At 66.6% G+C, this 25768-nt stretch carries 21 protein-coding genes and 1 pseudogene; 16 read left to right on the top strand and 6 right to left on the bottom strand.

Annotation, left to right across the window (positions count from 1 at the left end):
- Positions 1 to 303: 303 nt before the first annotated feature.
- Positions 304 to 1230 (bottom strand): LysR family transcriptional regulator, encoded by a 927-nt coding sequence (locus ASD86_RS19810; RefSeq protein ID WP_056114652.1) that lies wholly within the window; start codon positions 1228 to 1230, stop codon positions 304 to 306.
- Between the two features lie 91 nt (positions 1231 to 1321).
- Between ASD86_RS19810 and ASD86_RS19805 the strand changes: the two genes are divergently transcribed.
- From ASD86_RS19805 to ASD86_RS19785, 5 genes are read left to right on the top strand one after another with little or no spacing between them, the layout of a single operon-like run.
- On the top strand, positions 1322 to 2599 hold the full coding sequence (locus ASD86_RS19805; protein WP_056114649.1) for an acyl-CoA dehydrogenase family protein: 1278 nt from the start codon (positions 1322 to 1324) through the stop codon (positions 2597 to 2599).
- Positions 2596 to 3432 carry an SDR family oxidoreductase gene (locus ASD86_RS19800; RefSeq protein ID WP_056114646.1) on the top strand — a complete coding sequence of 279 codons (837 nt, stop codon included), beginning with the start codon at positions 2596 to 2598 and terminating at the stop codon, positions 3430 to 3432. Before ASD86_RS19805 ends, ASD86_RS19800 begins: the two co-directional genes overlap by 4 nt.
- A complete protein-coding gene (locus tag ASD86_RS19795) occupies positions 3429 to 4514 on the top strand; it encodes a phosphotransferase family protein (RefSeq protein WP_056114642.1) in 1086 nt (361 codons plus the stop codon). The genes ASD86_RS19800 and ASD86_RS19795 overlap by 4 nt, the downstream gene beginning before the upstream one ends.
- Position 4515: 1 nt before the next feature.
- Positions 4516 to 5271, top strand: coding sequence for a histidine phosphatase family protein (locus tag ASD86_RS19790; protein ID WP_056114639.1), 756 nt, complete (start codon positions 4516 to 4518; stop codon positions 5269 to 5271).
- Positions 5272 to 5300: 29 nt separating this feature from the next.
- A complete protein-coding gene (locus tag ASD86_RS19785; protein ID WP_056114637.1) occupies positions 5301 to 6056 on the top strand; it encodes an SDR family oxidoreductase in 756 nt (251 codons plus the stop codon).
- Positions 6057 to 6514: 458 nt separating this feature from the next.
- On the opposite strand, the gene cueR is transcribed toward ASD86_RS19785, so the two are convergent.
- The gene (cueR, locus tag ASD86_RS19780; protein WP_082578531.1) at positions 6515 to 7033 is read right to left on the bottom strand and encodes a Cu(I)-responsive transcriptional regulator; all 519 of its coding nucleotides are present in this window, start codon (positions 7031 to 7033) and stop codon (positions 6515 to 6517) included.
- Positions 7034 to 7074: 41 nt separating this feature from the next.
- A complete protein-coding gene (locus ASD86_RS19775) occupies positions 7075 to 9549 on the bottom strand; it encodes a heavy metal translocating P-type ATPase (RefSeq protein WP_056114634.1) in 2475 nt (824 codons plus the stop codon).
- 361 nt (positions 9550 to 9910) lie between these two features.
- Here ASD86_RS19775 and ASD86_RS19770 point away from each other — a divergent pair, with 361 nt between their 5' ends.
- The 5 genes from ASD86_RS19770 to ligD all read left to right on the top strand — a co-directional run bounded on the left by ASD86_RS19770 (position 9911) and on the right by ligD (position 19571).
- On the top strand, positions 9911 to 14350 hold the full coding sequence (locus ASD86_RS19770) for a DEAD/DEAH box helicase (protein WP_056114630.1): 4440 nt from the start codon (positions 9911 to 9913) through the stop codon (positions 14348 to 14350).
- A 627-nt stretch (positions 14351 to 14977) separates the two neighbouring features.
- On the top strand, positions 14978 to 15397 hold the full coding sequence (locus ASD86_RS19765; RefSeq protein WP_157476888.1) for a hypothetical protein: 420 nt from the start codon (positions 14978 to 14980) through the stop codon (positions 15395 to 15397).
- On the top strand, positions 15394 to 15903 hold the full coding sequence (locus tag ASD86_RS19760) for a low affinity iron permease family protein (protein WP_082578530.1): 510 nt from the start codon (positions 15394 to 15396) through the stop codon (positions 15901 to 15903). Before ASD86_RS19765 ends, ASD86_RS19760 begins: the two co-directional genes overlap by 4 nt.
- Before the next feature lie 2 nt (positions 15904 to 15905).
- Entirely contained in the window at positions 15906 to 16814 is a 909-nt protein-coding gene (locus ASD86_RS19755) for a Ku protein (RefSeq protein WP_056114624.1), read from the top strand.
- Positions 16815 to 16850: 36 nt separating this feature from the next.
- A complete protein-coding gene (gene ligD / locus ASD86_RS19750) occupies positions 16851 to 19571 on the top strand; it encodes a DNA ligase D (RefSeq protein WP_056114620.1) in 2721 nt (906 codons plus the stop codon).
- A 169-nt stretch (positions 19572 to 19740) separates the two neighbouring features.
- Here ligD and ASD86_RS19745 read toward each other — a convergent pair whose 3' ends face one another.
- On the bottom strand, positions 19741 to 20268 hold the full coding sequence (locus tag ASD86_RS19745; protein ID WP_082578571.1) for an MgtC/SapB family protein: 528 nt from the start codon (positions 20266 to 20268) through the stop codon (positions 19741 to 19743).
- Positions 20269 to 20490: 222 nt separating this feature from the next.
- Between ASD86_RS19745 and ASD86_RS19740 the strand changes: the two are divergent.
- From ASD86_RS19740 to ASD86_RS19720, 5 genes and pseudogenes are all read left to right on the top strand, one after another.
- Positions 20491 to 20661 (top strand): annotated as a pseudogene (locus ASD86_RS19740) (HupB); the annotation flags it as partial.
- Positions 20662 to 20782: 121 nt separating this feature from the next.
- Positions 20783 to 21154, top strand: a complete 372-nt coding sequence (locus ASD86_RS19735; RefSeq protein WP_056114614.1) for a BON domain-containing protein — start codon at positions 20783 to 20785, stop codon at positions 21152 to 21154.
- 221 nt (positions 21155 to 21375) lie between these two features.
- Positions 21376 to 21696, top strand: coding sequence for a DUF3247 family protein (locus ASD86_RS19730; protein WP_056114611.1), 321 nt, complete (start codon positions 21376 to 21378; stop codon positions 21694 to 21696).
- A gap of 52 nt (positions 21697 to 21748) precedes the next feature.
- Positions 21749 to 22372: a GIY-YIG nuclease family protein gene (locus ASD86_RS19725; protein WP_056114607.1), complete on the top strand. Its 624-nt coding sequence runs from the start codon at positions 21749 to 21751 to the stop codon at positions 22370 to 22372.
- Positions 22373 to 22409: 37 nt separating this feature from the next.
- Entirely contained in the window at positions 22410 to 22601 is a 192-nt protein-coding gene (locus ASD86_RS19720; protein WP_056114603.1) for a hypothetical protein, read from the top strand.
- 52 nt (positions 22602 to 22653) lie between these two features.
- Here the strand turns inward: ASD86_RS19720 and ASD86_RS19715 are convergent, their stop codons facing one another.
- Both ASD86_RS19715 and ASD86_RS19710 read right to left on the bottom strand, forming a co-directional pair.
- Positions 22654 to 23232 carry an alpha-ketoglutarate-dependent dioxygenase AlkB gene (locus ASD86_RS19715; protein ID WP_056114599.1) on the bottom strand — a complete coding sequence of 193 codons (579 nt, stop codon included), beginning with the start codon at positions 23230 to 23232 and terminating at the stop codon, positions 22654 to 22656.
- Positions 23233 to 23327: 95 nt separating this feature from the next.
- The gene (locus tag ASD86_RS19710; protein WP_235567847.1) at positions 23328 to 24470 is read right to left on the bottom strand and encodes an MFS transporter; all 1143 of its coding nucleotides are present in this window, start codon (positions 24468 to 24470) and stop codon (positions 23328 to 23330) included.
- 299 nt (positions 24471 to 24769) lie between these two features.
- Between ASD86_RS19710 and ASD86_RS19705 the strand changes: the two genes are divergently transcribed.
- Positions 24770 to 25603 (top strand): helix-turn-helix transcriptional regulator, encoded by an 834-nt coding sequence (locus ASD86_RS19705; protein ID WP_056114592.1) that lies wholly within the window; start codon positions 24770 to 24772, stop codon positions 25601 to 25603.
- Positions 25604 to 25768 lie beyond the last annotated feature (165 nt).

Raw genomic sequence — 25768 nt, 5'->3', positions numbered from 1 at the left:
GCCGCCCTTCGGGTGTGCGTTTGCTAACGCGAGTGCGTGGCTTCGCAGCGCTGGGTGAACTGCACGGCTTCAAGCTCAAACAAAAGCTGCATGGCCTGCCTGTAGGAGCGGCGCGAGCCGCGACCACGTGGACACAACTACGTCGCATGCCGCGTCATTGCCGTAATGGCGCGGTCGCGGCTTGCGCCGCTCCTACAGGGGGCTGGCGAAGCCCGCGCTATTCTTGGGACATGGGCTGAATGCAATTTCAGATTTTCAACGCGACCAATCGCAATCCAAACACGCAGCGAAAAAAATCGCCAATCACCCAAACAACCCCTGTTCACAAACCCCAACCACCACCTCCCGCAACCACCGATTGGCCGGGTCGAACTCGCTGTTCGCATGCCAATACAGATGCAACTGCGCCGCCGGCAACGCGAACGGCACCGCCACCCGCAATAAACGCGAACGACCGATGATCCGCCCCGCCAACCCCGCGGGCATGGTCAACAAAGCATCCGACTGCGCCACCACCTCGCAGGCCGAGTGATAGTTCTGGCAACGCAGCGCGATCGGCCGCTGCAAACCCAGGTTGAGCAGCGCGATGTCCTCGATCACCTGACCGCTCGCGCGCGTCGACACCGCGACATGCCGCGCTTGCAGGTACTGCTTCAAGGTCAGCCGCTTGGCCAGTGCATGACCGGCGCGCATCACCACGCAGAAACCGTCCTGGAACAAGGGCTGGTGCCGCACCGGTTCGCTGATCGGCAAGGCCACGTCGATCGCCAGGTCGACCTGGCCGGCGGCGAGTTCGCGGCCCAGTTCGCGTCGCGCCACCGCCACGCTGGCCAAGGTCGCGCCCGGCGCCTGCGCGTGCAGCGCTTGCGCGAGGGCCGGCAGCAGCGCGGTCTCGGTCGCGTCGGGCATGCCGATGCGGAAGCCCTGGCGGGCCTGCGCTGGGTCGAAATGGTCCCATTGCTGCAGCAGTTCGCGCAGGCGGCTGAGCGCGTCGGTCAGCAAGGGCGCGATGCGCTGGCAGGCCGGGGTCGGGCTCATGCGCCGGCCGTCGCGCACGAACAGCGGATCGCCGAATTGCTGGCGCAAACGCGCCAGAGCGTGGCTCACCGCCGACGGCGTGAGGTACAGCGCCTGCGCCGCGCGGCTGAGGTTCTGCTCGCGGTAGACGGCCTCGAACACCTTGAGCAGGTTGAGGTCGAGCTGGTCGGTTCGGTTATGAATCTGGTTCATGATGCGAAGTTAGCAAAGATCACTTCATTCATGCCGGCCGGGCGCCTAGGATGCAGACGGGCTGGGCTTTCGCCGGCATCGGGAATTCGTGATGGACTTCGCACCCAGCGCGCGCAGCGCCGAGTATCTGCAACGCCTGCAGGCCTTCATCGCCGAACACATCGCGCCGTTCGAGGACACCTATCGGCGCGAGAACGCGCAGACCAATGCCGGCGCCGACTGGCGTCAGTGGCGGGTGCATCCGCGCATCGCCGAGCTCAAGCGCAGGGCGCGCGAGACCGGCCTGTGGAATCTGTTCCTGCCCGATCCCGAACTCGGCGCCGGCCTGTCGGTGCTCGATTACGCGCCGCTGGCCGAGGCCATGGGCCACTACGAATTCGCTGCGGAAATCTTCAACTGCAACGCGCCCGACACCGGCAACATGGAAGTGCTGCATCACTTCGGCAGCGATGCGCAGAAACAGCAGTGGCTGCGGCCGCTGCTCGACGGCGAGATCCGCTCGGTGTTCTGCATGACCGAGCCCGACGTGGCCTCGTCGGATGCGACCAATATGCAGGCGACCGTGCGCATGGACGGCGATCACTTGTTGCTGGACGGGCGCAAGTGGTGGTCGACCGGCATCGGCCATCCCGATGCGAAGCTCGCGATCTTCATGGGCTTGTCCGACCCGGACGCCGAACCGCACAAGCGCCATAGCATGGTGCTGGTGCCGCTGGATGCGCCGGGCGTGCGGATCGAACGCATGCTGCCGACCTTCGGCGAGTTCGACCCCCCGTACGGCCACGGCGAGGTCGTGTTCGACAACGTGCGCGTCCATAAGGATCAGTTGATCCTCGGCCTGGGTCAGGGCTTCGCGATCGCGCAGGGCCGGCTCGGGCCGGGCCGCATCCACCATTGCATGCGCGCGATCGGCGCGGCCGAGCGCGCATTGGAACTGACCATCCGCCGAGGTGCCTCGCGGCAGGCGTTCGGCCAGCCGATCCTGCGCCTGGGCGGCAATCTCGAACGCATCGCGCAAGCGCGCATGGCGATCGATCAGGCGCGCCTGCTGACCTTGTACGCGGCGTGGAAGATAGAAAAGTTCGGGGTCAAGGCGGCGATGACCGAAATCTCGGCGATCAAGGTGGTCGCGCCCAACATGCTGCAGGACATCGTCGATCAGGCGATCCAGATGCACGGCGGCGCCGGGGTGTCGAACGATCTGCCGTTGACGGGATTGTTCATGATCGCGCGCGCATTGCGCATTGCCGACGGCCCCGACGAAGTGCATCGTGCGATGGTCGCGCGCATGGAATTGGCCAAGTATGGTTTGAGTTCCAGCCAGAATCGTCAACACCAGAAAGAACGCGCTCACAAGGAACCGGCATGACCACCGCAACCCGCGTCTTCATCACCGGCGGCGCTTCCGGGCTGGGCCGCGCACTCGCAGAAGGCTATGCCCGCGACGGTGCACACGTGTGCATCGGCGACGTCAACGCGGCGCGCGGCGAAGAAACTCTCACGGTATTGCGCGCGTTAGGCGCGACCGCGCACTACCTGCATTGCGACGTGACCCGCGAGGAAGACCTGCAGGCCGCGGCCGACTGGCTGTTGGCGCAGTGGGGCGGGGTCGATCTGGTGTTCAACAACGCCGGCGTCGCCGACATGGGCCCGGTCGAGGCCATGCCGATCGCCGACTGGCAATGGATGATCGACATCAACCTGCTCGGCGTGGTGCGCGGCTGCAAGGTGTTCGCGCCGCTGTTGCGCAAGCAGGGCAGTGGTCGACTGGTCAACATCGCCTCGATGGCCGGGCTGATCCATCCACCGTTCGCCGGCGCGTACAACGCGACCAAGGCCGCGGTGGTGGCGCTGTCGGAAACGCTCAAGGCCGAACTCGGATCGGCCGGCATCGAGGTCAGCGTGGTGTGCCCGGCGTTCTTCCGCACCAACCTCAGCGAAAGCCTGCGCAGCACCGATCCGCGCTATGCGCGCTGGATGCGCAAGCTGGTCGACGAGTCCAAGATCGGCGCCGACGAAATCGCCACGATGATCCGCGCCGGCGTCGCGCGCGGCGAGTTCCGCATCCTCACCCATGCCTCGGCGCGGCGGTTCTGGATGCTCAAGCGGCTGTTGCCGTACAGCTGGTACGAAGCGGCGATGCGTCGCGCCGGCCAGGGTGGGGCGAAGAAGAGGCCGGCGCCGGTCGGCAGCAAGGCATGAGCGTGGTGGCCGAACGCAGCAGCAACGGCTCGCGCGCGGTGCGTGCGGGCGAGGAACTCGATGCGGCCGCGGTTGACGCCTGGCTCAAGCCGCGTCTGCCGCATCTGCAGGGCACGCCGCAGGTTACCCAATACGCCGGCGGTGCTTCGAACTGGACCTATCGTCTGCGCTACGACAACGACGATCTGATCCTGCGCCGTCCGCCGGCCGGCAAGAAAGCCAAGTCCGCGCACGACATGGGCCGCGAATTCCGCATCCAGCAGGCACTGGGGCCGGTGTTCCCGTTCGTGCCGGCGATGTACGCGCATTGCGAAGACAGCGCGGTGATTGGCGCGGAGTTCTACGTGATGCAGCGGCTCGACGGATTGATCCTGCGCAAGAACCTGCCGTCCGGACTGGAGCTGAGCCGCGACAAGGTGCGGACGTTGTGCATCCATGTGCTCGACACTCTGATCGCATTGCATCAGGTCGATCATCGCGCGGCCGGGCTGGAACATCTCGCGCCGGGCGCCGGTTACGGCCAGCGCCAGATCGACGGCTGGAGCAAGCGCTATACCGATGCGCGCACCTGGAACGTTCCCGGCGGCGGCAAGATCATGGCCTGGCTGCGCGATAACCTGCCGCACGACGAACGCATTTGCCTGACCCATAACGACTTCCGTTTCGACAACGTAGTGCTCGATCGCGACGATCCGGCGCGGGTGATCGGCGTGCTGGACTGGGAACTGGCGACGCTCGGCGATCCGTTGATGGATGTCGGCAATCTGCTCGCCTATTGGGTCGAGGCCGGTGACGATTTCATCGCCCGCGATACCCGGCGTCAGCCGACCCACTTGCCCGGCATGTTCACTCGGCGCGAAGTCATGCAGTACTACAGCGAACGCACCGGCATGCAGCCGCGCAGTTGGGCGTTCTATGAGGTCTATGGCTTGTTCCGGCTATCGGCGATCGCCCAGCAGATCTACTACCGCTATCACCACCGGCAGACCCGCAACCCGGCGTTCAAGCGCTTCTGGCTGTCGGTGAATTATCTGCATTGGCGTTGCCGCAGGGCGATCGCGCAAGACCGGCGAGGGCGCTGAGATGGCCGCGACGATCCATCTGATCCGCCACGGCCAGGCCGCGTTCGGCGCGGCCGATTACGATCAACTCAGCGAGCGCGGCCGCGAACAGTCGCGCCTGCTCGGCGCCGCGCTGGCGCCGCTGGCGGGCGAGGGCGACATCGCGATCTGCGGCGGCATGCGTCGGCATCGACAGACCGCCGAGGAATGTCTGGCGGCGATGTATTCAACACCTCAACCCAACGCCGCGGATGCACGCCCCTCTCCCGTTGACGGGAGAGGGGTTGGGGTGAGGGCCGCCCCGCAAATCGACCCACGCTGGAACGAATTCGACCACCAGCAAATCATCGCCCGCCACAAACCCGAGTACGCCGACCACGAGCACCTCGTCGCCGAACTCAGCTGCGCCACCGACCCACGCCGCGCCTTCCAGTCGCTGTTCGCCGCGGCGATGACGCGCTGGTCGGGCGGCGAGTTCGATCACGAATACAGCGAACCATGGCCGGCGTTCGGCCAGCGCTGCCGCGATGCCCTGCAGGCGGCGGCCGAAGCCGCGGGATCGTCGTCGAATATCTGGGTCTTCACCTCCGGCGGCCCGATCGCCGCGATCGTCCAGTACCTGCTGCAGGCGCCCGACGCGCAGGCGATGAAGCTCAGCTGGACCCTGGTCAATGCCGGCGTCACTCAAGTGCATGTCGCCCGCGGCGGCCCGCGCCTGTCCACCTTCAACGGCCACGCCCATCTGTACGGACGCGCCGACCTCATCACTTATCGCTGAGGCCTCGTGCCTCGACCGGAGTTCGCCGCATGCGCAAACGTATCCTCATCACCGGCGCCAGTTCCGGACTCGGCCGCGGCATGGCGCGCGAGTTCGCGCGCGCCGGTAGCGACCTGGCCCTGTGCGCGCGGCGTCTGGATCGCCTGGAGGCGCTCAAGGCCGAATTGAATGCCGCGCATCCGGATATCCGGGTCAGCATCCACAGCCTGGACGTGACCGATCACGAGCAAGTGTTCGCGGTGTTCGCCGCCGCGCGCGACGCGCTCGGCGGCCTCGACCGGGTGATCGTCAACGCCGGCATCGGCCAGGGCGCGCCGGTCGGCAAGGGCCAGTTCGCCTTGAACCGCGGCATCGTCGAAACCAATTTCCTGGCCGCGCTGGCGCAGTGCGAAGCGGCGGTGGAAATCTTCCGCGCCGCCGGTCAGGGTCACCTCGTATTGATTTCCTCGATGAGCGCGATGCGCGGCATGCGCGGCGGCCTGACCGCCTACGCCGCGAGCAAGGCCGGCGTGGCCTCGCTGGCCGAAGGCATCCGCACCGACATGCTGCGCAAGCCCTCGATCAAGATCAGCACGATTTACCCCGGTTACATCCGCACCGAAATGAACGACGGCGCGCCGGCCAAGCAGACGCCTTTCATCATCGACGAGGCGACGGGTTGCCGGTTGCTGGTGCGGGCGATCGAAAAGGAAAAAGCCAAGGCCTATGTGCCGTGGTGGCCATGGGCGCCGTTGGGGTGGTTGATGAAGCGGATGCCGTTGGCTTGGGTGGCTAAGCTCAATTGAGCTTGCGCAATCGTTCGCGTCGTTTCGTCTGTCCCCTGTAGGAGCGGCGCGAGCCGCGACCGCGAGTTGCGGTGAGGGTTTCGTCTTAGTCGCCGTAGTCGCTGTCGTCGCCGTAGTCGTTGTGGCGCGATCGCGGCTTGCGATGGAGGTTGCGACGTAATCGTGGTGACGCTGTCGCGGCTTGCGCCGCTCCTACAGGGAGATAGCGAACATGCGCATGCGCTTCGGTCACGATAGACCTCTCCAGACCGTCATTCCCGCGAAGGCGGGAATCCAGGGCCTTTCGTGCGAGAACGCTTGAAGTCGCTGGATGTTCGGCTCCGCCGAAATAAAGCAGAGCCCGCGTTCGCGGGAATGACGGTCTGGAGAGAGCGCACTGAAGTCTCTGGATTCCCGCCTTCGCGGGAATGACGTTGTGAGGGTGGCGCGGCGTCCCGCAGCGCAGGCGCATTCATTACTTAGCGATCTTTCTTCGCGGTTTTTACACCGCTTGCAGATACGCCGTCATCCGATCCCGCATCCCCCAATCCCCCACAACACTCATCCTGAGCAAGATCCTCAAGAATCGGACACTCCGGCCGATCGTCCCCATGGCATCGCCGCGCCAGTTGCTCGAGCGTGTTCTGCATCGCCTGCATCTCGCGAATCTTCGCCGCCAGCTCCGCGGCATGATCCAAGGCCAGCCGCTTGACCTCGCCGCTTTCGCGCGAGCGGTTGTCCCACAGGCCCAGCAAGGTCTCGATCTGCTTGATCGAAAACCCCAGCGAGCGCGAGCGCTTGATGAAACGCAGCCGGTGCAGGTCGCTGTCGCGGTACAGGCGATAACCGGCGATGCTGCGGCCAGCGGTCGGAATCAGGTCGATGCTCTCGTAATGACGGATCATCTTCGCGCTCACCCCGCTGAGCTGGGCGGCTTCGCCGATGTTGTGCAGGCCGTCGGCCTTGGCCTGGGCGAGTTCGGGCGCGTTGCGGGTCATGGCGCGGTTCCTGTTTCCGGTAACGAAGGGTACATAAGCGTTCATGCCGGCCTCCAGCGCCGCAGCAGCAAGGTGTTGCCGATCACGCTGACGCTGGAGAAGGCCATCGCCGCGGCGGCGACCACCGGGTTCAGCCAGCCCAGGGTCGCCAGGCCGATGCCGATCACGTTGTAGCCGAATGCCCAGAACAGGTTCTGGCGGATCTTGCGGCTGGTGCGGCGCGAGATTTCGATCGCGTCGGCGACCAATCCCGGTTCGGCCCGCATCAGGGTAATGCCCGCGGCCTGCATCGCCACGTCGGTGCCGCTGCCCATGGCGATGCCGACATCGGCCGCGGCCAGCGCCGGTGCGTCGTTGACGCCGTCGCCGACCATCGCCACGGTGCGGAACTGGCCGAGTTCGGCGACCGCGGCGGCCTTCTGCTCGGGCAATACGTCGGCGCGGACCTGTTCAATGCCCAGTTCGGCGGCGACCGCGCGCGCCGCGCCGATGTGGTCGCCGGAAATCATCGCGGTGCTCACGCCCAGCGCATGCAGACGTTCGATCGCGGCCTTGGCGTTGGCGCGCGGGGTGTCGCGGAAACCGAGCAGGCCGAGCAACTGCGCGCCGTCGGCGCCGTCGCGCGCCAGCCACGACACGCTGTGGCCGCTGTCGGCCAGGCGCTGCGCCGCCTCGCGCAGCGGTTGCAGATCGACGCCGGCTTCTTCGAGCATGCGGGTGCTGCCGAGCAACAAGGTGCGGCCTTCGACTTCGCCGCGCAGGCCGCGTCCGGCCAGCGCCTGCAACTGAGACACCGGCGGCAGCTTCAGCGCACGCGCGGCGTTGAGGGTGGCGCGCGCGAGCGGATGCTCGCTGCCCGATTGCAACGCCGCGGCGAAACGCAGCAGCGCGTCGCGATCGCCGTCGAGCGCGGTCCATTCGCTCAGCACCGGCTTGCCTTCGGTCAGGGTGCCGGTCTTGTCGAACGCGACGATTTCGATCCGGTGCGCGATTTCCAGCGCCTCGGCGTCCTTGATCAGAATGCCCGCGCGCGCGGCCACGCCGGTGCCGGCCATGATCGCGGTCGGCGTGGCCAGGCCCAGCGCACACGGACAGGCGATCACCAGCACCGCGACCGCGTTGAGCACGGCCTGGCTCCAGTCGCCGGCATACAGGCCCCAACCGATCAGGGTCAGCAGCGCGATCGCGACCACCACCGGCACGAACACCGCGCTGACCCGGTCGACCAGATGCTGGATCGGCGCTTTCTTCGCCTGCGCGTCTTCGACCAGGCGGATTATGCGGGCGAGCGCGCTCTCCGCGCCGACCGCCACGGTTTCGACCACGATCCGGCCTTCGCCGTTGATCGCGCCGCCGGTGACGCGGTCGCCGGTCTCGCGCGCGACCGGCAGGGATTCGCCGGTGAGCAGGGATTCGTCGACGTGAGTGAGGCCTTCGACGATGCGGCCGTCGGCCGGCAGGCGTTCGCCCGGACGCACCACGACCAGATCGCCGACCCGCAGTTGCGCCAGCGGCAGTTCGTGCTCGACGCCGTCGCGCAGCACCCGCGCACTGCTCGGGCGCAGCGCCTGCAAGGCGCGGATCGCCGCCGTGGTCTGACGCTTGGCGCGCGCTTCCAGCCATTTGCCGAACAGGATCAGGGTGATGATCACCGCCGAGGTTTCGAAGTACAGCTGCATCTGGTCGCCGCGCAGGTGATACAGGCTCAGGCCGTAACCGGCGGTGCTGCCGAGCGCGACCAGCAGGTCCATGTTGCCGCTGCGCGCGCGCAACGCGCTCCAGCCGGCGCGGTAGAAGCGCGCGCCGAGCCAGAACTGCACCGGCGTGGCCAACGCGAATTGCAGCCAGCCCGGCAGCATCCAGTGCTGGCCGAACAACAGGCCGAGCATCGGCGCGACCAAGGGCAGCGACAATGCGGCAGCGATCAGCAGATGGCGGGTTTCGCGGGTCAGCGTGGGCTTCGTATTGCTGTGGGTGGCGGCGGAAGCTGTGCTGCTGTGGGTGCGCGGCGCGTGCGAGTTGTCGCCAGCGGGTGCGGTGCTTGCGCCGCCGCCGGGTGAGTCATCGGGATCGGAGTCGGGCAGGCTCGCTTCGTAACCGGCGCGTTTGACTGCTGCGATCAGCGCGGCGGTATCGGTGCCGGCGAGCATGCGCACCTTGGCGCGTTCGGTGGCCAGATTGACCGAGGCCTCAAGCACGCCCGGCACCGCGTTGAGCGCCTTCTCGATCCGGCCGACGCAGGAGCCGCAATTCATCCCGCGCAGCGTCAGCACGAGGTCCTCGCTGGGGACGCTGTAACCGGCGGCGGCGATGGCGCGTTCGACCTGCGCGGCGGAGACGCTGGCGTCGTGAACGATCTCGGCGATTTCGGTGGCCAGATTGACGCTGACCTCAGAGACGCCGGGCAGGGCGGACACCGCCCGCTCGATGCGACCGACGCAGGAACTGCAGGTCATTCCGGCGACCTGCAAACGCAGGCTTTGCGGGGTGGGGGCGACGTGGTGCGGGGCGTTCATGGGGATTCCCGGGAGACTCGATGCCGGGCAGGTTGTTGGTTCCCATGATGGTAAGGTCAAGCTTGGTGGTGGGTTGTGAGTGAAACGGCGTGTTTGGTATCGGGCGATGGACGTCGGGCGTTGCGATTGCGGACGCGAGCCGCGACCGCGCCACCGCACCCACGCCGCAAACCCGAAGCCCCGCGACCACCCCAGCGCCCCGTTCAGACCCCTGCAACGCGTTTGCCGCAGCCGTGAACAATTCAGTCGCACGCCCTGAGACACACCGCCCACACGCTGGCCAATGCCAGAATCGCCCCCATCTAGTAACGGTCCCAGTCCCGCCCAGTCCCGCTCCCCAATCGGCAGGCCGTCCCCGCTCATGGTGCTAGACGATTTCCATCCCGCGGTCGCCGCCTGGTTCCGCGCGGCGTTTCCGGCGCCGACCCAGGCGCAGGTGCTGGCGTGGCCGAACATCCGCGCCGGGCGCAACACCCTGGTCGCCGCGCCGACCGGTTCGGGTAAGACCCTGACCGCGTTCCTGGCCGCGATCGACGAACTGGTCCGCGAGGGACTCGAGCATGGCCTGCGCGATGAAACCGCCGTGGTCTACGTTTCGCCACTGAAGGCGCTGTCCAACGACATCCATCTGAACCTGGAAGCGCCGCTGGCCGGTATCGCTGAACAGTTGCAGCGCATGGGCCTGAGCGATCCCGGCATCCGCACCGCGGTGCGCACCGGCGACACTCCAGCCGGCGAGCGCGTGGCGATGCGCAAGCGGCCGCCGCACATCCTGGTGACCACGCCCGAATCGCTGTACGTGCTGATGGGTTCGGAATCCGGCCGCGCCATGCTGTCGACCGTGCGTTCGGTGATCGTCGACGAAATCCACGCGGTCGCCGACGACAAGCGCGGCAGCCATCTGAGCCTGACCCTGGAACGCCTGCGCGGCCTGTGCGCGAAACCCCCGCTGCGGATCGGCCTGTCGGCGACGCAGAAACCGATCATCGAAGTCGCGCGCTTCCTGGTCGGCAGCGACGCGGTCGACGCCGACGGCCAGCCCGATTGCGCGATCATCGATATCGGCTACGCCAAGCAGCGCGATCTCGCCCTGGAATTGCCCGGCTCGCCGCTGTCGGCGGTGATGTCGAACGAGCAATGGGCCGAAGTGTACGAGCGGCTGGCCGCGCTGGTCGGCGAACACCGCACCACGCTGGTGTTCGTCAACACCCGGCGCATGGCCGAACGCGCCGCGCGCCATCTCGCCGACCGGCTCGGCAAGGACGTGGTCGCCGCGCACCACGGCAGCCTGTCGCGCGAACTGCGCCTGGACGCCGAGCAACGGCTCAAGAGCGGGCAGTTGCGGGTGCTGGTCGCGACCGCGTCGCTGGAACTGGGCATCGACATCGGCGACGTCGATCTGGTCTGCCAGCTCGGTTCGCCGCGCGCGATCGCCGCGTTCCTGCAGCGGGTCGGACGCGCCGGCCACCACGTCGGCGGCGTGCCGAAGGGCCGCCTGTTCCCGCAGTCGCGCGACGATCTGGTCGAATGCGCGGCGCTGCTCGACAGCGTGCGTCGCGGCGAACTTGATGCACTGCAGATTCCGCAGGCGCCGCTGGACGTGCTGGCGCAGCAGATCGTCGCTGAAGTGGCCGCGCAGGAATGCAGCGAAGACGAGTTGTACGCGCTGGTGCGCGGCGCCTGGCCGTATGCGCAGTTGCAGCGCAAGGATTTCGACGCGGTCGTGCGCATGCTCGCCGACGGCTTCACCACCCGGCGCGGGCCGCGCGCGGCTTACATCCATCGCGACGCGGTCAACGCGCGGCTGCGCGCGCGCCGCGGCAGCCGCATGACCGCGGTGATGTCGGGCGGCACCATCCCCGATACCGGCGATTACTCGGTCGTGCTGGAACCGGAAAATCACACGATCGGCAACGTCAACGAAGACTTCGCGATCGAAAGCTCGGCCGGCGACGTGTTCCAGCTCGGCAACGCCAGCTACCGCGTGCTGCGGGTGGAACCGGGCCGGGTCCGGGTCGAGGATGCGCGGGGCCAACCGCCGAACATCCCGTTCTGGCTCGGCGAAGCGCCGGGCCGCAGCGACGAATTGTCCTCCAGCGTGTCGCGCCTGCGCGGCGCGGTCGATGCCTTGCTGGGCGAAAGCGCCGGCGCGTCCGGCGCGCTCGATATCGGCGGCGCCGCGCGCAAGCTCGGCGAACAGATCGATATCGATCCGGAAAGCGCGCTGCAGGTGGTCGATTATCTGGGCCGCACCCGCCAGGTGCTCGGCATCGTGCCGACCCAGGACAGCCTGGTGTTCGAGCGCTTCTTCGATGAATCCGGCGGCACCCAACTGGTAATCCATTCGCCGTACGGCAGCCGCATCAACCGCGCCTGGGGCCTGGCGCTGCGCAAGCGCTTCTGCCGCAAGTTCAATTTCGAACTGCAGGCCGCCGCGACCGAGGACGCCATCGTGCTGTCGCTGTCGACCAGCCACAGCTTCCCGCTTGAAGACGTCGCGCGTTATCTGCATTCGGCCTCGGCCCTGGACGTGTTGATCCAGGCGCTGCTGGACGCGCCGCTGTTCGCGGTGCGCTGGCGCTGGAACGCGACCACCTCGTTGGCGTTGCCGCGCTTCGTCGGCGGCCGCAAGGTCGCGCCGCAGTTGCAGCGGATGAAGAGCGAGGATCTGCTGGCGACGGTGTTCCCCGATCAGGTCGCGTGCGCGGAAAACCTGGTCGGCGAGCGCGAAGTGCCCGACCATCCGCTGGTCGAACAGACCTTGCAGGATTGTTTGTACGAAGCGATGGACAGCGCCGGCTGGCTGCGCATGCTGCGGCGCCTGGAGGCGGGCGAGGTGCGGGTGATCGGACGCGACGTCACCGGCCCGTCGCCGATCGCGGCCGAAGCGCTCAACGCCAAGCCGTACGCCTTCCTCGACGATGCGCCGCTGGAGGAACGCCGCACCCAGGCGGTGATGGCGCGGCGTTACGCCGAAGCCGACAGCGCCGACGATCTGGGCCGACTCGACCCGGAGGCGATCGACGCGGTGCGCGCCGAGGCTTGGCCGGAAGCGCGCGACCCCGACGAAATGCACGAAGCGCTGATGGGGCTGGGCTACGTCACCGTCGACGAAGCGGCCGCCAATGCCTGGAGCGATTGGCTGTGTGCGCTGACGGCCGACGGCCGCGCCACCGCCTTGCGCCTGCATGCCGCCGATACGGCGCCTTCGTGGTGGGTCGCGACCGAAACCCTGCCGCAGGCCCGCGCGATCTTCGCCGAAGCCGTCGCCGAATCGGCGGTCGAGGTGCCGCGCGAGTACGCGCAGGTGCAGTGGAGCGGCGAAGACGCGCTGATCGATCTGCTGCGCTCGCGCCTGACCGGGCTGGGCCCAACGACGATCGCCGCATTGGCGCGCGACAGCCATCGCGAGGCGGGCGAAATCGAACTGGCTCTGCTGCGGCTGGAGCAGGAAGGCTATGTGATGCGCGGTCGCTTCAGCCGCGACAATCTGCTCGCCGGCGACGAGGAATGGTGCGAACGCCATCTGCTCGCGCGCATCCATCGCTACACGGTCGGACGTTTGCGTCGCGAGATCGAACCGGTCGCGCCGCGCGATTACGCGCGCTTCCTGTTCGACTGGCAGCATCTGTCCAAATCCACCCGCATGAGCGGCCCGCAGGCGCTGCGCACGGTGCTGGAGCAACTCGAAGGCTATGAAGCGCCGGCCTCGGTGTGGGAAAGCGAACTGCTGCCGGCGCGCATCGGCGACTACGACTCGACCTGGTTGGATGAACTGTGCACCGCCGGTCGGGTCACCTGGGCGCGGCTGCGCCCGAACGCCGGCGGCACCGACCCGGCCGCGCCGCAAGGCGTGCCGAGCGTGCGCCAGACCCCGATCGTGTTGCTGCCGCGCCGCGCCCTGGCCGACTGGAGCCTGAGCGCGGTGCGCAACACCGACCCGGCCCCGGTGTCCTCGCGCGCGCAACGCGTGCTCGCCGCGCTGGAATCGCGCGGCGCTTCGTTCTTCGACGAACTCGAACACTCCGCGCATCTGCTGCGCACCGAACTGGAAGAAGCGCTCGGCGAACTGGTGACCCGCGGCCGCATCACCTGCGACAGCTTCGCCGGTCTGCGCGCTTTGCTGGTGCCGCCGTCCAAGCGCGCTTCTGCGCATGGCAGCCGGCGGCGCCGGGCGATGCTGACCGATCTGCAGGACGCCGGCCGCTGGTCGCTGACCCGGCCGCTCGACGCATCGTCCGAGCCGACGACCGCGACGCCGGCCGAGATCGCGACGCGCGGCACCGAGGCGACCGAGCACATCGCCTGGCGCCTGCTCGAACGTTACGGCGTGGTGTTCTGGCGCCTGATCCAGCGCGAAGCGGCATGGTTGCCGCCGTGGCGTGATCTGTTGCGGGTGTACCGGCGCCTGGAGGCGCGCGGCGAAATCCGCGGCGGTCGGTTCGTCAGCGGCATGACCGGCGAGCAGTACGCGCTGCCCGATGCGGTCAACGCCTTGCGCCAGGTCCGCCAGCGCGAGCACAGCGGCGAAGTGATCTGCATCTCCGCCGCCGATCCGCTCAACCTCACCGGCAGCGTGCTGGCCGGCGCCAAGGTGCCGCGCATCCCTGGCGCGCGCATCGCCTTCCGCGACGGCGTCGCGGTGGCGAGCCTGCTGGCCGGGCAGATCGAGGACATCGAAACCCTGCCGGCGGACGCGCAACGCGAGGTGCATCGCTTGCTGATGCGCCGGCCCGGCAGTGCCGCGGCGGCTGTGGAGTCGACGATCGACGAGGTGCTGCGCAATCTCGGGCGGGTCTAGGCCGAGTCAGGCGCGTCGCGTCGATAGCGCCTCGGGTTATCGCGGAGTCTTTCATTGCGCGACATCGCCGTCTCGGATCGCCGTGCGGCGTCGTCTACACGATATGGTTTCGCGCAGCACTCGCATTCATTCGCGCATCACGTGGTTCGAACGCCGCGAATAGATGCCGATCCGACCAACGGCACCGGCCGCATTCATCGATATCGACACGATCGATAGCGTGAATGTCACTCGTGTGTCGAGTTAAGCGCGCGTGTTCGACAAATGAATCTCGGGTTAGATACGGCTCTGTCAACTTCGCTGTTTCGTCCGTGTGAGCGTGGCGTGTTGCGTCGATGCACCGATGTGGAATTGCGTCACAGTTAGCGCCTGAATGCTTCACCGACATCGCGTTGTGGCGCTCTGCGCCCAATGCAGCTTGATGAACGAAAACGCAATTGCGTGCAAACGCACTGACACGATCTTCGCGCGCCTCGGTGGCAAGGTACGGCACACACCGATCCGCGCAGCGCGCCATCGATGTCGCCGACCCAGCGAATATCGCGCGCTCCTCGCGGACTTCATTCGGCTAGTCCACGCAGTCGTCATTCGATCGCCTGTGCCCCCGTTCGCCAAGAGGATTCGATCATGCCCGTCGACAATTACCGAACCAGCGATTCCGAATCGTCCGCTTTGAACGCCACCGCGCATGCTTCCGTTGATGCATCGTGCCTGGCGGCAGGGTCCTCCGGCTCGATGCTGGCGCACGATGTCGTCGACATGGATTCGGAGCTGCTCTACTGGCGCGGCCAATACCGCGTCCTGGTCGACCGCCCCGGATTGCGCTACAGCGATTACGAACCGGCGGTGAAACTCGGCCTGGACGCCTACATGCGTTCGCACGGCCGCGATTTCCGCGAAATGGAGGACGACCTGATCCGCTGTTACAAGCGGGTGCGCGGCGTGTCCAAACTCGATTGGGACGAAGCGCGGCCGATGGTGCAAGCCGCGTGGCATCGCCTGGAGCAACGCGATCGTCTGCGTCCGCGCGGTGGCCATCACGCATGAGCCTGCGCCACGCCTTCGAGCGCGGCGCGAAGGCCGCGGCGCGGTTCACCGGTCATCCGACCTGCTTCGGTCTCGCGGTCGGCGTGGTCGTGGTATGGGTGGTGTCCGGTCCGCTGTTCGGTTTCAGCGACACCTGGCAGCTGGTGATCAACACCGGCACCACCATCGTCACCTTCCTGATGGTGTTCCTGATTCAGAATTCGCAGAACCGCGACTCCGCCGCGGTGCAGATCAAGCTCGACGAACTGATCCGCGCGGTACGCCGCGCCGACAACACCTTGCTGGACATGGAGGAACTGGACGAGGCCACGCTGGAACAGTTCCGCGCCCGTTACGAAGCGCTGGCGAAGAAGGCCCGCGACGGCGGGGCGAGGGCGGCCTGCGAGGATCCTTCGTTCGGCATGGAAGACGACGACCGTAATGATCCGTCTCGTTCCGATCAGCAAGGCGCCGATCCGCGCAACCGCGACGGCGACCGCCGCTCCAACACCCAAGACGAGGTTTGACCATGGCCCGCCCGATCTGGACCGGAACCCTGTCGTTCGGCCTGCTCAATATTCCGGTCAAGTTGATGACCGGCGAGCGCCGCGTCGACCTGCATTTCCGCATGCTCGACAGCCGCAACAAGGCGCCGATCCGCTACGAGCGGGTCAACGAGGAAACCGGCGAGGAAGTGCCGTGGAAGGAAATCGTCAAGGCCTTCGAATACGACAAGGGCAGTTATGTGGTGATCGAGGAAGCCGATATCGCCGCGGCCTCGCCGGACAATAAGGAAAGCGTCGACATCGACACCTTCGTCGATGCCGACACGATCGGTGCGCAATTCTACGAAAAGCCCTACATTCTGGAACCGGGCAAGAAGGCCGAGAAAGGTTATGTGCTGCTGCGCGAAGTGCTCAAGCGCAGCGGCAAGGTCGGTATCGGCCGGGTGGTGATCCGCACCCGCGAATACCTGGCCGCGGTGATGCCGCACGGGGACGCGTTGTTGCTGATGATCCTGCGCTACGCCCAGGAACTGATCGATCCGGCCGATTACAAACTGCCCGAGGGCGGCTTGGCGAAGTGGAAGATCTCGCCGCGCGAGATCGACATGGCCGAGCAGCTGATCAAGTCGATGAGCAGTCAGTGGCAGCCCGACAGCTACAAGGACGATTTCCGCCAGCGCCTGCACAAGGTGATCGAGCAACGCGTCAAGTCGAAGAAAGTGGTGCGCGGCAAGGACACCGACGAAGCCAAGCTGCCCGAGAACGCGGCGACCAACGTCATCGACTTCGCCGAACTGCTCAAGCGCAGCCTGAGCAAGAAGGGCGGCGCTCAGGCCACGCCGGCGCAGGCGGCCAAGAAGACCGCGAAGAAGGCGGCGAAGAAGGCCGCGCGCAAGGCGCCGGCCAAGAAACGCGCGCGCAAGTCGGCCTGAGGCCATGGCTGGCGCACGCCGGATGGGTCGCGGTCGATGAGCCTGCGCGATTACGTGCGCAAGCGCCGGCTCGATGCGACTCCGGAACCCGGAGTCGAGCAGGCGGGCGCGAAGGCGGGCGCCAAATCGCGGCGTACCCGCGCGCAGCCGATCTTCGTGGTGCAACTGCATCACGCCCGCGCCCGCCATTACGACTTCCGCCTGGAAGCCGATGGCGTGCTGAAGAGTTGGGCGGTGCCGAAGGGCCCGTCGCTACGCGCCGGCGAACGCCGGCTTGCGGTCGAGGTCGAAGATCATCCGCTCGACTATGCCGGTTTCGAAGGCGACATCCCGCAGGGCCATTACGGCGCCGGCCATGTCGATATCTTCGATCGCGGCACTTGGCAAAGCGATGGTGATGCATTGGAACAGATCGCCGCGGGCAAGCTGGATTTCGAGCTCGACGGCGAACGCCTGCACGGCCGTTTCACTTTGGTCAGGACCCGGCCCTCGGGCCGGCAGCGGCAATGGTTGTTGATCAAGCGCAGCGATGAACATGCGCAAGACAGCGATGCCGATGCGATGGTCGAGGCGATGGGGGCGGGTCTAGATGCGCCGATCAGCACTGCGCGTACGCGCGGAGCGACGAAGACAGCCAAACGGGCCGCGAAAAAGTCGGCGGTGAAAACGGCTGCGAAGGCTAGCGATAAAAATGTATCGGAGCCGACGACACGAGCGGTGAAAGTCAAGCCCGTGTCGAAGGAATCTGTCGCGAAGAGATCATCCGCGAAGGCATCGACCGCAAGCACGGACTGGCGCAAGCAGGCGCTGGCCTTGCCCGGCGCGGTGGTTGCGACGATGCCAACGCAGATCGATCTGCAACTGGCGACGCTGCGCGAGCATCCGCCGGTCGGCGGCGATTGGCTGCATGAGATCAAATGGGACGGTTACCGCCTGATCGCATGCCGCCAGCGCGGCACCCGGCTGGAATCGCGCAACCGGCTCGACTGGACCGGCCGCTTCCCGGCCTTGACCGAGGCGGTGGACGGGCTGCCGTTGCGCAGCGCGATCCTGGACGGTGAACTGATCGCGCAGGACCGCGCCGGCCACAGCGATTTCGGCGAACTGCAGCGGCGGCTCGAAGCCGGGCAGGTCGATGCATTGCGTTACGTCGTATTCGATCTGTTGTACCTCGACGGGATCGATCTGCGCGGCGCCGCACAGTCGGCGCGGCGCGATCTGTTGCGCGAGGTGCTGGCGGCGGGCGAGGCCTCGCCGCTGGCCTTCAGCGAGCACGTGCAAGGCCCGGCCGATCAGGTGCTCGCGGCCAGCGCCAAGGCCGGGCTGGAGGGCATCATCAGCAAGCGCGCCGATGCGCCGTACCGCGGCGGCCGCAGCCAGGCCTGGATCAAGCTCAAGCACAAGGCCGACGAGGAATTCATCGTGGTCGGCTACACCCCGCCGAAGAACAGCCGTCAGGGCTTCGGTTCGTTGTTGCTCGCCCGTCCCGAAAACGGCGGTCTGGTCTATGTCGGCCGGGTCGGCAGCGGCTTCAGCGACGACACCTTGCGCAGCCTGACCCGACGCCTGCGTGGCCTGCACACCGAACAAGCCGCGGTCGAATTGCCCGAGCACGTGCCGTTCTCGCGGCGCAGCGTGCATTGGGTCGAACCGCAATTGGTGATCGACGTGCATTCGCGCGGCCGCGGCAAGGAAGGCCTGATCCGCCAGGCCAGCTTCGCGCGCTTGCGCGAGGACAAGCGCGGCGCCGATCTCGATACCGCATCCGCGAAAAAAAGAAGCGGCGGACGCGCGCGCGCCGCGGCCGCCGACGTCCGCGCGAAGCCGGTCGCGAAACCCGCGGCGAAATCGCCGGGCAAGTCATCCGCGAAAGCGACGGCCGCCGAGGAGCAGGGCATGTCCGAACTACGCATCACCCATCCCGAGCGCATCGTGTTTCCGGGCGCGAAGATCAGCAAGGGCGAGGTCGCCGACTACTACCGCGCGGTGGAACGCTGGCTGTTGCCGGAACTGATCGAGCGGCCGGTCTCGCTGCTGCGCTGTCCCGACGGCATCGGCTCGCAGTGTTTCTTCCACAAGCACCACAGCGACGGTTTCGGTCCCGATGTGCATCCGGTGAGCCTGCGCGAATCCGCGGGCCAGGCCGATTACGTTTATGTCGACGATATCCACGGCGTGCTGGCGCTGGTGCAGATGAATACCCTGGAGTTCCATCCCTGGGGCGCGCGGCGCGACAAGCCGGATAAGCCCGATCGGCTGATCTTCGATCTCGATCCCGCCGAAGGCATCGCCTGGACCGAACTCAAGCGCGCCGCGCGCGAAGTGCGCGATCGGCTGGCGGAGATCGGCCTCGATAGCTGGGTGCGTCTGTCCGGAGGCAAGGGCGCGCATGTGTGCGTGCCGATCCAGCGCGGGCCGGACTGGCCGCAGGTCAAGGCTTTCTGCGAAGCCTTCGCCGACGCGATGGTGGAGAACTCGCCGTTGCGCTATGTCGCGACCGCATCCAAGGCGGTGCGCAAGGACCGCATCTTCATCGACTGGCTGCGCAACTCCCGCGGAGCGACCAGCGTCACCGGCTGGTCGCTGCGCGCGCGCGAGGGCGCGCCGGTGGCGATGCCGCTGCGCTGGGAGGAATTCGCGCGCAGCCGCGCCTCCACCGATTTCGAACTGGGCAAGGCCCTGAGCCGGGCGAAGCGGTTGCGCAGCGATCCGTGGGAAGGTTACGCATCGAGCCAGCAGCGATTGCCCAAGCTCTAGCGGAATGCCTTGGCCCGAAACCGTGGAGTCGACCTACTTCCGCAGCGCACGATCTCCCACCTCGCGACTATCCCGCTCTAGCTCCCTCTCCCGCTAGCGGGAGAGGGCCGGGGTGAGGGAAGCCCGAAGCCCGGCCCCGCACGTACGAATTCGATCCGTCATAGCCCCTCTATTCGCCGCGTCGCGTCTGATCGCGTGCCGCATCGCCATTACTATCGTCGTTGCCCTGCGCCCGGGTCATTTTCCCGAGCCCGAAACGACGTTCGCTCCAGTTCAAAACGGTCAGCACCAGCAAAGTCAGCACCGTCGCGGCCACCGCGAGCAGGTGATAGCGCAGGCCGGTGCACGCGCCGATCACCGCTACCATCAGCAGCGAGGCCGCAGTGGTGATACCGGCGACGTTGCGGCCTCCGCGCGAAGCGAAGATGGTGCCCGCGCCGATGAACGAGACACCGCCGATCACTGCCTCGACTAGGCGCATCGGGTCCATGGTCACCATGAACGGCAGGCGGAAGCGCGGGTCCATCATCGCCAGTTGGCCCATGCCGATCAGCAGCGACGAGGCACCGGCCACCAGCATATGCGTGCGAAATCCGGCCGGCCGGTTCTTGAGTTCGCGTTCGAACCCGATCGCGCCGCCGAGCACCATCGCATACGCGGCGCCGCCGACCACCCACAACTGATCCATGAGTTGCATGAATGCGCTCCACTCGATCGCCGTTGACGGAATCATGGATAACGGCGCCGCCGTGATTCGAATGTGACTGGCGCCGATCCGTATGAACCTTGTTCGCTGAAGGATTCATCGTGACGCGACGACGATGAACCGCACACCTCGCGCTAACACCGTACTGGCCTGCTCTTAACTTATGCGCGCGTAGTTTCGGTGACGTACCCACAGGCTCCAGGGAGAGCGACCATGCCACGCGGCGACAAATCCTCGTATACCGACAAGCAGAAGCGTAAGGCCGAGCACATCGAAGCCGGCTATCGCGAGCAAGGGGTGTCCAAGCAGGAAGCCGAAGAGCGTGCCTGGCGCACTGTCAACAAACACGATCACGGCGGCAAGAAGTCGGGATCCGGACGCAAGGACCATCACTGACCGCACCGGGCGCATCGCATCGCGCCTTCGATGCAAGCAGCAGCAAGCGACAGCTTTCAACACGCGACACCTTCGAGACCAAGCGTCTCAGCCAACGAGGAATACCCCGATGAACAACACTCATACCAACTCCATCCGCATCGCCACCGCCGTGCTCGCCCTGGCCCTTTCGGGCGGCGCGTTCGCGCAGAGCACGGGCACCCCGACCGGCAGCGATCCGGCCACGGCCGCGGCGAAGAACGACTCGGCGCAGCCGGTCAGCGACACCTGGATCACCACCAAGGTCAAGACCGAACTGCTGGCGTCCAGCGAGGTATCGGGCACCGACATCAAGGTCGAGACCGTCAACGGCGTGGTCAAGCTGTCGGGCACCGCGAACAAGGCCCAGACCGAGAAGGCCAAATCGATCGCGCACAATATCGACGGCGTCAAGAGCGTGGATACCAGCGGGTTGATGGGCGGCAAGAGCGCGAAGAAGTAATCGGCGCTGAGAAAAGTAGTCAGCGTTCAGAAGTGAGTAACGAGAGTTAAAACCAAGTGAGTCACCGGGCGTCGGCGCGTGAAATGCCCATGCGTGCCGGCGCCTGTCGACGGACGTGGTTTCGGCGTTATTCGCTTCACCGGCATGCTCGCTTCGGCGACATGCCTTCAGCGGTAAGGGCGGGCCGGAACCTCCGGTCCGCCCGCCGCGGAGAATTCGCGATGACCCAGACAGCAGATCGCGTCTACACCGATCCCGCCGATATCGAGCGATTGCGCCAGTTGATCGGGCGCTTGCCGGACGCGGGATTGGTCGACATCGTATTGATCGATGGAAGCCGCCAGTCCGCGGTCGTGACCGTGCGTCCGAGCCTGCAGACCTTTCTCGACAGCGACGGCAACGAAGGCATCAACGCGGTCGTGCGGCTGGACGATCCCGAGATCGCCAATGGCAGCCGTTATCTGTGGATCGACGAGATCCTCGACATCCATCCCATCCATTCCGACGAACGCGCGTTCGCCGAGCCCCCGCGGCGCCCGTGACGGCACGGCGGCAAGCTCGGCCGCTGAGACGCCGATACGGAATCATGCCGGCATGTCGTTCCTGCGCACCCGCGATCCAGACACCGGCCCCGGCTGCAGCGAGGGCATTTGCCACGTCTACGTGTTGCCATGTGCTTACGAGGATCTGCTAAAGCTGGGGTTCTCGCGCAATCCCTTGTCGCGCGCGCAGGCGCTGCAGGCGCGCTATTTCGAATTCTTCGACCTGGACCGCGCCTTTCTGATCGAAACCGAGACCGTGCGCGATGCGCGCGACCTGGAACTTAGCTTTCGCCATGCCTTGCTCGAGCACAACGCGCCGGCGCCGTTGACGATTCGCCGTGAAGCCGGCGGTCACAGCGAGTGGTATCGCGGCGCGTACGCGGCCTTGGCCGGGCAGGCCGATTTGCTCGAGGTCCAGGGACATACCCTGCATCGGCCGTCGCGCGATTGGTTTGCGCGTGAACTGGCGGCGCAGGGCGATCAGTTGTTCGAACGAGGATCGATGCTGGTGGCGCAACTGCAAGGCGATCTGGATTGGCTGCAACGCCCGGAACTCGGCCCGCTGCGGCGCAATCTGATCGACGCGCTCGATGCGCATGCCGCGCTGCAGATCGACCTGGAACCGCGCCTGCCGCAGGCGCTGCTCGATTGGTACCGCGACGATAGGCCGGCATAAGCCGCCGCACCGAGTTCACTCACTGGAGCCAACGATCATGACCCCGCTCGACAGACCCTTGCGACGTGAAGTGGAGATCGACGGCAAACCCTACACGCTGATCCTCGATCCCGAAGGCCTCAAGCTCAACGCGAAAGGACACAGAAAAGGGCTGGCGCTGAGCTGGACCGATCTGGTGTCCGGCGATGCGGCGCTGGCGGTGGCCTTGCAGGCTTCGACGGCCGACTGATTGCGGCGGATAGATCGCCGCGGGTTGGTTGCTCGGTGGCGTGGGGCCGCGGTCAGAACCTGCGCACCCGAAACGCCAGGCTGATGCGCGGATCCAGCACGCCCGGCGCCTTGGGAATGCCGTGGTCGTAGTGGTACTGCGAGGCGTGGCTCATCACCACCAGGCTGCCGGGCTCCAGTTGCATATGCCAACACTCGCGCGGTTCGCGCTTGGCGCGGATGGTCATGCGCCGAGTCGCGCCCAGCGACAACACCGCGATCGGTTGGCCCGGCTCGAGGTCATGCACTTTGTCGTTATGCGGCGCGACGCTGTCGTGGCCATCGCGATACAGGTTCAGGCCGACGCTGTTGAACGGCGCGTCCAACACCTGCGCGACCCGTTGCGCGGTGTTGGCTAGCAGCGGCGGCAGCGCATCCTGGTCGAGACGGTAACTGGCCATGCGCCGCGGCACTTCGACCAGTCGCTCGTACATCACGCGTTGCTGCGAGGTCCATGCGGCGTGGGTCAGCAGGATATCGAACAGGCGTTCGCACCACTGCGGATCGAACACGCCGGGCAGATAGCGCAGGCCGCCCTCGGCGTCCTGCACCGGTTGTTGCGGTTCGCTGTCGAAGAAGGATGCCTGATGCATGCGCCATCGTGCCCGGAGGTAATCCCGCTATCTGAGACACGAATCTGTGGGCGCGCGCGCCGCTTGCAAGGCGCGCGCTTCGACAGCCGCCGCGGTCAGACCGAATGCTTCTCCAGCTTGGGCAGGAACCACGCCATCAGCCCGATCGCCGGCAGGTAGGCGCACAGGCCGTAGACCGCTTCGATGCCGATACGGTCGGCCAGCTGGCCCAGCGCCGCCGCGCCCAGGCCGCCCATGCCGAAGGCGAAACCGAAGAACAGGCCGGCGATCATGCCGGTGCGGCCGGGGATCAATTCTTGCGCATACACCAGGATCGCCGCGAACGCCGACGACAGCACCAGGCCGATCACCACCGTCAGCACCGTGGTCCACAGCAGGTTGGCGTGCGGCAGCATCAGGGTGAACGGCAACACGCCGAGGATCGAAAACCAGATCACATAGCGACGGCCGATGCGGTCGCCGATCGGCCCGCCGAGCAAGGTGCCGGCGGCGACCGCGCCGAGGAATACGAACAAATGCAATTGCGCGTCGCGCGCGGCCAGATGGAATTTCTCCATCAGGTAGAAGGTGTAGTAGCTCGACAGGCTGGCCATGTAGAAATACTTGGAGAAGATCAGCACGCCGAGCACCGCCAGGGTCATGGCGATGGTCTTGCGCGGCAGCGTCGGCCGCGCGACCGCATGCGCGCGCGCCTTGCGATGAGCCGGGATCTGTTCGCGATACCACAGGCCGATGCGGCTGAGGATCACGATCGCGGCGAGCGCGGCGAACGCGAACCAGGCGACGCTGCCCTGGCCGCGCGGCATCACGATGTAAGCCGCGAGCAAGGGCCCGAGCGCCGAACCGACGTTGCCGCCGACCTGAAACAGCGACTGCGCAAGACCGTGGCGGCCGCCGGAGGCCATGCGCGCGACCCGCGAGGATTCGGGATGGAACACCGACGAGCCCGAACCGACCAGTGCCGCGGCCAGCAGCAGCATCGGGAAAGTTGTAGCGCGCGACAGCAACAGCAGGCCGGTCAGGGTGAAGCCCATGCCGATCGCGAGCGAGTACGGCATCGGGCGCTTGTCGGTATAGATGCCGACCAGCGGCTGCAACAGCGAGGCGGTGACCTGGAAGGTCAGGGTGATCAGGCCGATCTGGCCGAAATCCAGCTGGAACGATTGCTTGAGCAGCGGGTACAGCGCCGGCAGCAGCGACTGGATCATGTCGTTGAGCAGATGGCAGACGCTGAGCATCGCCAGGATCGGCAAAGCGATCTTGTTGGCGGCTTCGGCGGCCGGCGCGGGCGCGGCGTCGAATGGCGGAACGTGGGCGACCGTCGGCGCGTCGAGGAGGTCGGACGTTGCCGTGGCGGGGGCATCCAGGGTGGTCATGGGCGGGGGCCAGGGAGAGAACGGGACTGCGCTGGGCGACCGCCGGGGCGAGGGGATCGAAGTCGCAGTCGCCGCCGAGGTGCTTGCTGCGCCATCCAGTAGACGCCGTCGCGACACTGCCCGCACTATCATTCAGGTCAACAATCTGCGAGATCGGGCCAATGCGCAATGTCCAGGCGACCCTTGCCGACCAATTGCCGGGCCGTATCGTCGCGACTTCGAACGAATATCCCAGCCACCATCGCATCGCGCGCCACAAGCATCGGCGCTCGCAATTGCTGTATGCCGCGCACGGGATCATGGTGGTCGGCACCGAGACCGGGCGCTGGATCGTGCCGCCCGAGCGCGCGGCCTGGGTTCCGTCCGGCATGGCCCACGACGTGCATGTGCTGGCGCAGATCAGTACGCGCAGCATCTACATCGAACCCGAGGTCAGCGCCGCGTTGCCGCGCGATTGCCGAGTGATCGGGGTGTCGCCGCTGATGCGGCAATTGCTGCTGGAAACGCTGGATCTGCCGTTGCAGAGCGAGTCCGGCAGCGGCTCGCGCCCGGACCTGATCTACTCGTTGATCGTGCACGAGATCGAGCGCGCGCCGGTGTTGCCGCTGGACATTCCGTTCCCGGCCGACCCGCGCCTGGCCAAGCGTTGTCGCGCCTACCTGGCGCATCCTTCGCCACACGACAGCATCGACGATTGGTGCGCGGATCTGGCGATGAGCCGGCGCACCTTCACCCGGCGTTTTCGCGCCGAAACCGGCACCAGTTTCGCCCAGTGGTGCCGGCAGGCGGCGATCTTCGCGGCCTTGCCGCGGCTGGCCGCGGGCGAGGCGATCACCGCGTTGGCGCTGGACCTGGGTTACGAGAGCGCGTCGGCGTTCACCACCATGTTCAAGCGGCTGATCGGAATGCCGCCGAGCCGGTATCTGGCGGTGTCGAATCCGATGCGGGACGTGGCGGTGCCGATGCGGGCGACGATGCGGGGGTTGGATGGGTGAGGTGGGTTGGCGTCTGATCGCGGTCGACGGGCGAAAGCATAGCGACACGTGTTGGCGATGCGACATCGTGCTTGCGTCGAGGTTGTAGATTCGCGGTCGCGGCTTGCGCCGCTCCTACAGGTAGGCCATGAAGCCTTTGCTTGAGTTTGAAGCAACGCAGTTCAT

Origin of the sequence: Lysobacter sp. Root690 (assembly GCF_001427785.1) — a bacterium.
In the GTDB taxonomy this organism is placed as follows: Bacteria; Pseudomonadota; Gammaproteobacteria; order Xanthomonadales; family Xanthomonadaceae; genus Lysobacter.
The sequence above is the reverse complement of the archived record's forward strand: the minus strand, read 5'-3'. Positions and strand labels throughout refer to the sequence as shown.